This is a genomic window from Streptomyces sparsogenes (genome assembly GCF_001704635.1).
In the GTDB taxonomy this organism is placed as follows: Bacteria; Actinomycetota; Actinomycetes; order Streptomycetales; family Streptomycetaceae; genus Streptomyces; species Streptomyces sparsogenes.
Genome location: NZ_MAXF01000184.1, coordinates 1 through 407 on the forward strand (window position 1 = coordinate 1; position 407 = coordinate 407).

General features: G+C 76.2%; 1 protein-coding gene. It reads right to left on the reverse strand.

Annotated features, from left to right (window positions below):
- Positions 1 to 407 (reverse strand): phosphopantetheine-binding protein (locus BBH68_RS33805; RefSeq protein ID WP_245738436.1); only part of this gene is annotated, 407 nt, incomplete at both ends.

The following is a 407-nucleotide window of genomic DNA, read 5'->3' on the forward strand; positions in this document are numbered from 1 at the left end:
CGGGCCGGTGTCCTGGGCCACTTCGGCGAGCCGGGCGATGGTCTTGTGGAGGAAGATGTCGTTGGTGGTGACGACGAGCCCCGCCTCGTGGGCGCGGGCCGCCAGTCGCATGGCGACGACCGAGTCGCCGCCGAGGTCGAAGAAGCTGTCGTCCACGCCGATCCGCGCCGCGCCGAGCACCTCGGTGAACGCCTCGTGCAGCACCCGCTCCCGCTCCGTGCCGGGCGCCCGGTAGGCGCTCGCGGCCTCGAACGCGGGGGCCGGCAGGGCCGCGCGGTCCACCTTGCCGTTCGGCGTGAGCGGGAAGGCCTCGAGCGCCACGATCCGGGCCGGGACCATGTACGCGGGGAGCCGGCGCGCCAGGAACTCCCGCAGCGCGGCCGCGTCGAGCCCGCCGTGCGGCGCGG